11 protein-coding genes are annotated in these 9355 nt (G+C 70.2%); 1 reads left to right on the top strand and 10 read right to left on the bottom strand.

The window, feature by feature from the left end; genetic code table 11:
• Nucleotides 1–25: 25 nt before the first annotated feature.
• Genes CFB46_RS04370 through gspG form a run of 8 tightly spaced genes read right to left on the bottom strand, consistent with a single transcriptional unit; the run spans nucleotide 26 to nucleotide 6022 of the window.
• On the bottom strand, nucleotides 26–814 hold the full coding sequence (locus tag CFB46_RS04370) for a type II secretion system protein N (RefSeq protein ID WP_027783120.1): 789 nt from the start codon (nucleotides 812–814) through the stop codon (nucleotides 26–28).
• A 36-nt stretch (nucleotides 815–850) separates the two neighbouring features.
• Nucleotides 851–1357 carry a type II secretion system protein GspM gene (gspM, locus tag CFB46_RS04375; protein WP_027783121.1) on the bottom strand — a complete coding sequence of 169 codons (507 nt, stop codon included), beginning with the start codon at nucleotides 1355–1357 and terminating at the stop codon, nucleotides 851–853.
• Nucleotides 1354–2733 carry a type II secretion system protein GspL gene (gene gspL, locus CFB46_RS04380; RefSeq protein WP_089499369.1) on the bottom strand — a complete coding sequence of 460 codons (1380 nt, stop codon included), beginning with the start codon at nucleotides 2731–2733 and terminating at the stop codon, nucleotides 1354–1356. Before gspL ends, gspM begins: the two co-directional genes overlap by 4 nt.
• 26 nt (nucleotides 2734–2759) lie before the next feature.
• Nucleotides 2760–3869, bottom strand: a complete 1110-nt coding sequence (gene gspK / locus CFB46_RS04385) for a type II secretion system minor pseudopilin GspK (RefSeq protein ID WP_027783122.1) — start codon at nucleotides 3867–3869, stop codon at nucleotides 2760–2762.
• Between the two features lie 2 nt (nucleotides 3870–3871).
• Nucleotides 3872–4549, bottom strand: a complete 678-nt coding sequence (locus tag CFB46_RS04390; RefSeq protein ID WP_027783123.1) for a PulJ/GspJ family protein — start codon at nucleotides 4547–4549, stop codon at nucleotides 3872–3874.
• Between the two features lie 7 nt (nucleotides 4550–4556).
• Nucleotides 4557–4958, bottom strand: coding sequence for a type II secretion system minor pseudopilin GspI (gene gspI, locus CFB46_RS04395; RefSeq protein ID WP_027783124.1), 402 nt, complete (start codon nucleotides 4956–4958; stop codon nucleotides 4557–4559).
• A 2-nt stretch (nucleotides 4959–4960) separates the two neighbouring features.
• On the bottom strand, nucleotides 4961–5530 hold the full coding sequence (locus CFB46_RS04400) for a GspH/FimT family pseudopilin (RefSeq protein ID WP_089499370.1): 570 nt from the start codon (nucleotides 5528–5530) through the stop codon (nucleotides 4961–4963).
• 39 nt (nucleotides 5531–5569) lie between these two features.
• Nucleotides 5570–6022, bottom strand: coding sequence for a type II secretion system major pseudopilin GspG (gspG, locus tag CFB46_RS04405; RefSeq protein WP_027783126.1), 453 nt, complete (start codon nucleotides 6020–6022; stop codon nucleotides 5570–5572).
• Between the two features lie 175 nt (nucleotides 6023–6197).
• Here gspG and CFB46_RS04410 point away from each other — a divergent pair, with 175 nt between their 5' ends.
• Complete coding sequence (locus CFB46_RS04410; RefSeq protein WP_027783127.1) at nucleotides 6198–6608, top strand: type II secretion system protein N; 411 nt, start codon at nucleotides 6198–6200, stop codon at nucleotides 6606–6608.
• Nucleotides 6609–6639: 31 nt separating this feature from the next.
• On the opposite strand, the gene gspF is transcribed toward CFB46_RS04410, so the two are convergent.
• Both gspF and gspE read right to left on the bottom strand, forming a co-directional pair.
• The gene (gene gspF / locus CFB46_RS04415) at nucleotides 6640–7857 is read right to left on the bottom strand and encodes a type II secretion system inner membrane protein GspF (RefSeq protein WP_027783128.1); all 1218 of its coding nucleotides are present in this window, start codon (nucleotides 7855–7857) and stop codon (nucleotides 6640–6642) included.
• A gap of 4 nt (nucleotides 7858–7861) precedes the next feature.
• Complete coding sequence (gene gspE, locus CFB46_RS04420; protein ID WP_306427301.1) at nucleotides 7862–9352, bottom strand: type II secretion system ATPase GspE; 1491 nt, start codon at nucleotides 9350–9352, stop codon at nucleotides 7862–7864.
• Between the last annotated feature and the right edge of the window lie 3 nt (nucleotides 9353–9355).

Consider the following 9355-nt stretch of genomic DNA (forward strand, 5'->3'; position numbering starts at 1 on the left):
GAAGGGAAGCGGGCGACGCGCGCGTTCAGCGCTGCGCGTCGCCGAAGATCAGCGACACCTGGTTGTTGCCGATCGGGTGCCCAAGCAGGTTCAGCAGCCCGGCGAGGTTCGCCTGCTGCTCGGGCGCCGCATGCGCGGTCCCGCGGAATGCGCCCTGGCCAGGGCCGAAGCTGCCGTGCCCGTCGAGGAACAGCGGGCCCTGCGTCGTCGATAGATCGAGATCGGCGCCCACACCCTTCGCCTGCAATACCGCCCGGTACGAACCGAGCGGTTTCACGCGCGACACGCGCGAACTCATCGAATCGATCGTCACCGTCAACTGGCCGAACGCGTTGTTGCCGAACAGCCGCCAGTCGCTCCAGCCGAGCCGCACGTCGCCCTGCAGGTCGAGCGTGTTGAACGGCGTGCCGAGCCCCGCGAGCAGCGATGCGGGCACGGCCATCGTGCCCGCCGACAGCACCGCGCCGCGCCACGTCGCATCGAGCGTGACCGCATCGGGCATCGCTTCCGTCTGCCGCATGCGCATCTGCACGCGTCCGGTCAGCAGCGGCCAGAAGCGCGTGGTCCATTCGACCCGGCCCGGCAGCAGCGTCGCCGCGCTCTGATCGGCGCCGGGCGCGAGCATCAGCGTGCCCGAGCCGTGCCACAGCGACCCGTCCGGATCGACGAGGTTCACGTGGCCGCCGGTCGCCCGCGCGAACTGCGGCGCGATCCATGCGGCCGGCGCGAGCGCGACGAGCGTCACCGCCGTCGCCAGGCCGCCCGCCAGCACCCACGGCAACACGGCGACGAGCCACCTTGCCCACGGCCGCATCGGCCGGCCTTCGTTTGCGTCATCCACTGCCGTCATCTATTTCTGGACGGAAGGTTGCATCACGGCCGTCAGGTCCACCTGGCCGTCGTCCTTCAGCGCCGTGGCGTGCGCTTCGCCGACCTGCACCTTGAACTGCCGGCGCGCATCGTCGAGCCACTGGGTCCATGCCGGGAACGACACGTTCTTCATCTGGATCTGCACGCCGTTGCCGACGATCTGCACCTGCGCGCCCTGCAACCCGTGATCGGACAGCGACGCGGTGAGCGCGTCCTTCAGCGCGAGACCGGTCGGCGCGACACCCTGCGCGGCGGCCGTCAGCGACTTCGCCTCGTTCGCCTGCGCGGTCATCTGCGCGAGTTCGTGACGCATCGTCGGCAGTTCGCGCTGGATCCGCGCGCGGCCTTCCTGAGCGGGCGACCACAGCACCGAATACGCGATCGTGACCGCCAGCACGGCGCCGCCCCAGCCGAGCAGCGTCTTCTCGCGCGGCGAGCGCTCGCCCCAGAACTGGGCCAGCGTCTGGTTCAGTTGTTCGGTTTTCATGAGCGGCTCCGGATCGTCCATTTGCCCGTGTTGCTGTCGACTTCGCCGGACAGTCCGTTACGCGCGAGGCGCTGCGTGAAATCGGGATCGACCTTGACCTCCGGCTTGAAGCCGACGTCGAGCCGCCGGTCGTGATAGTCGAGCGATGCGATGCCGTTCAGCGGCAGCGCGCCCATCGAGCGCGACAAGCCGCTCGACAGCGCGAGGAAATCGTTCGGCGACAGCTCGCCGGCCGCGAGGCGCAACTGGTCGAGCTGACGCTGCATCTGCGCGGGCGGGTCGAGCACGGTGGTCGTCTTCGGGAACGCGGACAGCAGCGTCTCGGTGATCTGCGCGGACAGCGCATCGCGCTCGCGCGACAGCTTCCACCAGTGCAGGTTCATCCCGATCACCGCGACGCCGAGCGTCGCCGCGGCAAGCGCGATCGGCACGCGCAGACGCTTCACCGTCGCGCGGTCGAAGCGCCACGGCTGCGATTCGAATTCGAACTGGCACAGATCGAATGGCTCGGTCAGCGCCCGGCGCGCGAACGTGTCGAACGACAGCGGCGCGGCGCCCGGCAGCAGCGGACCGTCGGTGCGGCTGACCGACGCGAGCCGCGGCTCCGCGCCCGGTTCGCCGAGTTCGTACAGTTCGATGTCGCCGCCGCCGGCGAGCGCGGCCAGCGTGCCGGCCGCGCGCGACGCGGGCGCCGCGAAACCTTCGCCGAGCGCGCCGCGCGCGACCGCCAGCTCGAGGCGCGGCGCACCGGCCGCCGCCGGCAGCGCGCCGGCTTCGACGAGCACCGGTTCGACCGCCGTCGCAAGCCCGAGCACCGCGGCGACCGTCGCCGGGCGGGCAGGCGGCGCGGCCACGGCCGCGACCGCGGCAAGCGGGGCGGCGTCGATGGCCTCGCCGTCGGCCAGCACGGCGGATGCCGCTTCGGCCGGCGCGCGCGGCGCCGGCAGGCAGCGGGTCGCGGGCACCGCGCTCAGGTGCCGGTGGCCGGCCGCCGCGAACGCATCGCAGATCGTGCGGAACCACGCGCGATCGACGACGGCCAGCACGCGGCGCCCGTCGGGCAGCGCGGCCGGGTCGAGCGCGATGTGGCAGCCGAGCGGATCCTGGATCAGCTGATCCTCGACGATGTTGGGCAGCGCCTGGCGCAGCTTCGGCCCCTTCAGCGGCGGCACGGTCGCGGCCAGCAGCAGCACGTCGCGCGCGGCGACGATCAGCACCGTCGCGCTCGCCCGCGGCAGCAGCGCCAGCGCCGCGCGGCCCGCGCGCTGCACCTGGCCGGCCTTGTCGACGAGCGTGAACGGCAGCTCGGGCCACTGCCATTCCTGCAACGGCACGGCAGGCTCGCGCGGCGGCAAAGAAACAATCAACGTGCTCACAAGAGCTCCTCTCCCGATTGGCGTCGTTATAGCTGGTCGCGGATACGCACGACCCGCGTCGAGTGCGTGGTCGGATCACGATACACGAGCGAGGTGCGGTCGACCTCCGCGCGTTCGTGCTGGATCCGGCCATGCACGATGAAATAGCTCGAATTGACGTCGACGAGGCTCGAGTCGATCGTCACGTTCGGCGGCGCGCCGGCGCCGCGCAGCGCGAGCTGCACGTCGCCGACGTTCCGGAAAAACACGGTCTCGCGGCGCGACACGAGCGCCTGCGCGGACGACACGCTCATCCCCGGCACCAGCGCCGCGATCACTTCGGCCGGCGCGGTGTTCATGTTCACGGGCGTCGTGGTCGGCAGCACGGTGACGAACGGGCGCAGCCGCGCGACCATCTCGGGCGTCACGCCGTCGACGTCGAGCAGGCTGTCGACGCGCGTCATCATCAGCGGCGCGGGCCCGCGGTCCCCGCCGGACATCCCGGGATCGTCGGTGAAGCCGCTGCCCTGCATGTCGCCGCTCGTCACCGGGGCGGTCGCGGCGTTCGCGGCGGTCCCGCCGCCGCCGGGCAGGTTCGGCATCTGGAACCGCGTGGCCGAATGCAGCAGGCCCGCCCGCACCTGCAGCGCGATGCGCTTCGCGAACGCGCTGTCGTAGCCGAGCGTCGTCAGCAGGCGCTGGAACGCCTGCATCTGCGTGACGTTCAACTGCAGCACGCCGGGCGCCGGCGACGACACGAGGTTGCGCAGGTTGAACTTCGCCTGCGCGTCCTCGATCGAGCCGGAGATATAGGTGTCTTCGCCGCCGCTGTCGTTGGGCGCGCCGATCCGGCCGAGGAAATCCGACAGTTTCGTCTTCGCGATCGGTACGCCCCAGATCCCGCCGAGATACGTGATGCCGGGCGCCGTGTCGCCTTCGGAGCGCAGGATCATCCGGGTCCAGTCGAGCGCGCCGCGCGCAACCCACTGCGCCTGCGCGATCGTGCGCTGGTTCTCGATGCGGCGGATCTGCACCTGCTGGCGCCACAGCATCCCCGATACCAGGATCGCCGACAGCGCGACCACGAGCAGCGCGGTGATGATCGCGGCGCCGCGCTGGCGGCGTGCAGGCATTCGGCGGGCAGGGCGCGCACGCATCGTCATTCCCCGACGAGGAAGATGCGCGTGACCGGCACGCGCAGCGACGTCGCGCCGATGCTGACCTGCAGCCCGGTCACCGCGCGCGCGGGCGGCGCGTTGCCGATCTGCGGCACCTTGAGCGCGTCGTTGTTCTGCGCGAGCGCTTCGTCGGCCGTCTGCAGGTTGGTGGTCCAGCCCACGCGCGGCACGTACAGCTTCGCGTCGATCGCGCCGACACCGCCCATCAGCGCGACCCAGCTCCAGCCTTCGACGCTGCTGTCCTTCAGCAGGGTGCGCAGCCGGTTCGTGTCGTCGATCGGCGGCGATGCATAGCGCACGACGCGGCCGCCGGCGATCCGGTAGCGGACCACCTGCAGCCGCGGCGCGACGCCCGGCACGTCGAGTTCGCGCACGATCTGCAGCGTATTGCCGGCGACGCCGATCGCCGGCTGGCCGGCCTCGTCGTCGGTCGCGGCGAGCCGCGCGTCGATGCGCATCTGGTCGAACATCTGCGCGAACACGCGCTCGTCTTCCATGGCGGACGCGACCTTGTCGCGACCGCGCATGATCTGGTCGAGCCCGCGCCACGCGAGGATCGCGACCACCGCGAGAATCGCGATCGCGATCATCAGCTCGATCAGCGTGAAGCCGCGGGCCGGGCGGGCCGGGGGGGCCGGGGGGGCGGATGGGCGGCGCATCGGCGCGTCAGAGCGGACGGCTGGTTTCATTCGCGACCACCGTCACCATCTGCGCGAGCACGCCGGCGTGGCCGGGCATGCTCACCGAAATCCGCACGCGCCGGAACACCGGGTTCGGTGTCGTGCTCACGCGCTGCGTGCAGACGAGCTGCACGTTGCCTTGCGGGCAGTCGAAACTCTGCTCGCCGACCTCCGGCCACGCATGCGTGAGGCGCAACTGCGCGAGCGCGTTGTCGGCGCTCCAGCCGGCGAGCAGCCGGCGATGCAGGTCGGACGCGTTGGTCGCCATCGTGCCGACCGCGCGGATCGACGCGGCGAGCGCAACCGCGATGATCGCGAGCGCGACCAGCACCTCGATCATCGTGAAGCCGCGGGATGAAGAAACGGGGAAGGGCAGGCGACGACGCATCGTCATTGCACCTCGTAGCGGCCGTTGCCGGTGCCGACGATCGTCGCGCTGCCGGCGGCCGAATGCAGCGTCACGCGCACCGGCGTGTCGATGCTCTCGGTGCCGAACACGACGCGGTTCGCGTGCGTGTCCGACCTCGGGTAATCGATGTCGGCGCCGGTGACGCCGCCGTCCCAGTCGCGCGGGCGCAGCAGGTCGTCGCACAGCGTGCGCCAGCCGTCGGGCGAACTCACGTCGAAACGGAAACCGTGCGCGGTCGGCTGCCACGCGATCGGCCGCGCGCGCACCTGCGCTTCGTCGCCGGCCGTCTCGAACAGCAGCGCGATGCGCTGCGCTTCCTCGCGCAGGTCGGTGCGCGGATTGCGCGTCAGCGACAGCGACGCGAGCGACACGAGCAGCCCCGCGATCACGAGCACGACCAGCATTTCGAGCAGCGTGAAGCCGCGCGCGCGACGCCGCGCCGCGCCGCGCTTCGTCAAGCCGCCATCGGCACCGGCCGGTACGGACGGCACCGCACCGCGACGCACACGGCAGTCGCGGCCGCAGCGGAAAGTCGTGCGCATGGCGAGCATGAAGAGCGGCAATGAAACGTCGGGGCGATCAGCGTCGGCTTATTGCCACGAGCCGATGTCGGAGTCGTTGCTCTCTCCGCCTTCCTTGCCGTCGGCGCCGTAGCTGAACACGTCGATCTCGCCGTGCACGCCCGGGTTCAGGTACTTGTACCCGTTGCCCCACGGGTCGTTCGGCAGGCGCTCGAGATAGCCGCCATCCTTCCAGTTGTTCGGGATCGGGTCGGTGGTCGGCTTCTGGATCAGCGCATTCAGGCCCTGCTCCTGGGTCGGATAGCGGCCGTTGTCCAGACGGTACAGCTTGAGCGCCTGCATGATCGTGCCGATGTCCTGCTTCGCGGCGATGCGGCGCGCCTCGTCCGGGCGGCTCATGATCTTCGGCACGATCAGCGCCGCCAGGATCCCGAGGATTGCGACCACCACCATGATCTCGATCAGCGTGAAACCGCGCTGACGACGCACGGCCGCGTTGCGGCGAGTGATCCACGTTTGCATGACTGACTACCTCTTTCCAAAAAATGTCGTCGATTGAGTGACGCACCCGGCGCACCGGACGATTGCCTGACAGCAACCTTCCGGACCGGCGGGCGCGGAGCACGCATTGTAAGGCGCGCATCGCCGAGGGCTTTCACCCAACGCAAATTTCATATACATCCGTACAATAGCGCGCATGAACGCGCTCTCGATCCGGATCCTTTCCCTCGCCCTCTTCGCGGGTTTGTGCGCGACGGCCACCTACTGGGTCGTCACGCTGTCGGCCCGCGAAGCGCCGCTGCCCGCCGCCGCCGCGCGGCTGCCGATCCGCACCGAGGACGCCGCCGCGCTCTTCGGCGGTCAGCTCGACAAGAGTCCCGTCCAGGACATCCACCTGTTCGGCATTCTCGCGCTCGATCACGGCGGCGCGGCGATCGTCGGCGTCGGCGGCGAACCGCCGCGCGCCGTGTCGCTCGGCGCGGACGTCACGCCCGGCGCGAAGCTCGCCGAAGTACGCCCGCGCTCGATCATCGTCGACCGCAACGGCGCCCGCGCCGAAGTCCAGCTCCCGGCCAACACGCCGTCCCCCGCGATCTACATGCGCTGAACGGCGGCGGCCCGGCACGCGGGCCGTCGCGTCACTGCACCATGTTGTTCAGCTCGATGATCGGCAGCATCACGGCCAGCACGATCACGAGCACGATGCCGCCCATCGCGAGGATCAACAGCGGCTCCAGCAGGCTCGTCAGGAACATCGTGCGGCGTTCGAGCTCGCGCGCTTCGCCTTCAGCCGCGCGATCCAGCATCGTCGTCACGTCGCCCGTCGCTTCGCCCGAACGAATCAGGTGCACGAGCACCGGCGGAAACGTCTTCACGTTGTTCAGCGCGCGCGACAGCGCGGAGCCCTCGCGCACGCGCACGATCGCGTCGTCGATGTTCGCGCGCATCGCGCGGTTCGACAGCGTCTCGCCGGCCGCCTGCAACGCGCGCAGGATCGGCACGCCGGCCGCGGTGAGAATGCCGAGCGTGCTCGCGAAGCGCACCGTGTTGTAGCCGCGCACGAGCTTGCCCGCGAGCGGCGCGGTCAGCACCCAGCGATCGAATGCGAGCCGCGGCCCGGCGCGCGACAGCGTCGCCTTCACGAACCACACGACGAGCGCGACCGCGATCAGGATCGCCCACCACCAGTGCCGCACGAATTCCGACAGCGCCATCATCACGACCGTGAGGATCGGCAACTGCTGCTTCGTGCTCGCGAACACGTTGACGACCTGCGGCACGACATAGCTCAGCAGGAACGTGACGATGCCGAACGCGATCAGCGTGACGATGCCCGGATACGTGAACGCCAGCAGGATCTTCTGCTTCAGCGCATTGCTCTGCTCGATGTAGTCGGCGAGGCGCGACAGCACGATGCCGAGCTTGCCGGTATGCTCGCCGGCCGCGACCAGCGCGCGATAGATTTCCGGAAAATCGCGCGGATGCTGACCCAGCGCATTCGCGAGCGAATGGCCGCCGAGCACTTCCGCGCGGATCGCGGCCATCAGTTCGCGGATGTAGTCGCGCTCGGCCTGCTCGGTCAGCACGCCGAGCGCCTCGTCGAGCGGCAGCCCCGCGATCAGCAGGCTCGCGAGCTGGCGCGTGAGGATCGCCTGTTCGCGCTGCGACAGCTTGCGGCCGAACGCGAGCCGCTGCGAACGCGCGCCGCGCTTCGCGCTCGCGGCCGGCTCGACGGCGAGCGGGGTGAGCCCCTGCGTGCGCAGCTGGCCGCGCGCGGCGCGCGCGCTGTCGGCATCGATCACGCCTTTCTGCGCGCGTCCCGCCGAATCGATGGCTTCGAAACGGAATGCCGGCATCGCGCTATGCGCCTCCCGTCACGCGCAGCACTTCCTCGAGCGACGTCGCCCCCGACGCGAGCCAGCGCTCGGCGTCGTCGCGCAGCGTGCGCATCCCTTCCGCGCGGCCGGCGGCCAGAATCTCGGCATCGGCCGCATTGCGGTGAATCAGCGCGCGGATCGAATCGTCGACCAGCAGCAATTCGTAGACGCCGCGCCGGCCCGAGTAGCCCGAATGCCCGCACTTGTCGCAGCCGACCGGATGCCACACGGTGCGGCCTTCCTCGTGCCGCTCTTCCTTGCAGACCGGGCAGAGCTGGCGCACGAGGCGCTGCGCGAGCACGCCGAGCAGCGACGACGCGAGCAGGTACGGCTCGACGCCCATGTCGGTCAGACGCGTGACGGCGGACGCCGCATCGTTCGTGTGCAGCGTCGCGAGCACGAGGTGGCCCGTCAGCGATGCCTGCACCGCGATCTGCGCGGTTTCGAGGTCGCGGATTTCGCCGATCATGATCACGTCCGGGTCCTGGCGCAGGATCGAGCGCAGCGCGCGGGCGAAGGTCATCCCGATCCGCTCGTTCACCTGCGTCTGGCCGATGCCGGACAGGTCGTATTCGATCGGGTCCTCGACGGTCATGATGTTGGTCGTCGCGGTTTCGAGCCGCGACATCGACGCGTACAGCGTGGTCGTCTTGCCCGAACCGGTCGGGCCCGTGACGAGCACGATGCCGTGCGGGCGCGCGATCAGCTTGTCGAACTGGACGAGCGTGTCGCGACCCATCCCGAGCGCCTCGAGGTTCAGGCGCGCCGCATCCTTTTCCAGCAGACGCAGCACCGCGCGCTCGCCGTGCCCGGTCGGCAGCGTCGACACGCGCACGTCGACCGGCCGGCCGCCGACGCGCAGCGTGATACGGCCGTCCTGCGGCAGGCGCTTCTCCGCGATGTCGAGCTGCGCCATGATCTTGATCCGCGAGATCAGCGCGCCATGCAGCGCCTTCTTCGGGCGCACGACGTCGCGCAGCGTGCCGTCGACGCGAAAGCGCACGACCGACGCATTCTCGAACGGCTCGATGTGAATGTCCGACGCCTGTTCGCGCGCCGCTTGCGTGAGCAGCGCGTTGATCATCCGGATGATCGGCGCGTCGTCTTCCGATTCGAGCAGATCCTCGACCTCGGGGATGTCCTGCATCAGCCGCGACAGGTCGACTTCGCCTTCGACCTCGCCGACCACCTGCGCGGCGCTGCCGTCCTGGCGCGCGTAGGCCTGGTTGATCGCCTGCGCGAGCTCGTCGGCCGGCACGCGATGCACGGCGATCGAGCCGAAGTTGCGCGCGATTTCCGCGAGCGCGGCATCGCTCGTGCGTTCGCTGATCCACACCTCGAGCGTGTCGTCGAGCTGATGCGCGATCAGCACCTGGCCGTTCTTCGCGAAGCCGTACGGCAGCAGGCGAGCGGCGAGCGGCGACGGCGGCTGGCGTTCGCCCGGCGCGCCGTCGTGAGTGGAAGACGCGAGCACGTC

Origin of the sequence: Burkholderia sp. HI2761 (assembly GCF_002223355.1) — a bacterium.
In the GTDB taxonomy this organism is placed as follows: Bacteria; Pseudomonadota; Gammaproteobacteria; order Burkholderiales; family Burkholderiaceae; genus Burkholderia.

Bases quoted from the DNA above. Each gene is read 5' to 3' on its own strand.
- CFB46_RS04370 (WP_027783120.1), bottom strand. From the start codon at position 814: ATGCGGCCGTGGGCAAGGTGGCTCGTCGCCGTGTTGCCGTGGGTGCTG.
- gspM (WP_027783121.1), bottom strand. From the start codon at position 1,357: ATGAAAACCGAACAACTGAACCAGACGCTGGCCCAGTTCTGGGGCGAG.
- gspK (WP_027783122.1), bottom strand. From the start codon at position 3,869: ATGCGTGCGCGCCCTGCCCGCCGAATGCCTGCACGCCGCCAGCGCGGC.
- CFB46_RS04390 (WP_027783123.1), bottom strand. From the start codon at position 4,549: ATGCGCCGCCCATCCGCCCCCCCGGCCCCCCCGGCCCGCCCGGCCCGC.
- gspI (WP_027783124.1), bottom strand. From the start codon at position 4,958: ATGCGTCGTCGCCTGCCCTTCCCCGTTTCTTCATCCCGCGGCTTCACG.
- CFB46_RS04400 (WP_089499370.1), bottom strand. From the start codon at position 5,530: ATGCTCGCCATGCGCACGACTTTCCGCTGCGGCCGCGACTGCCGTGTG.
- gspG (WP_027783126.1), bottom strand. From the start codon at position 6,022: ATGCAAACGTGGATCACTCGCCGCAACGCGGCCGTGCGTCGTCAGCGC.
- CFB46_RS04410 (WP_027783127.1), top strand. From the start codon at position 6,198: ATGAACGCGCTCTCGATCCGGATCCTTTCCCTCGCCCTCTTCGCGGGT.
- gspF (WP_027783128.1), bottom strand. From the start codon at position 7,857: ATGCCGGCATTCCGTTTCGAAGCCATCGATTCGGCGGGACGCGCGCAG.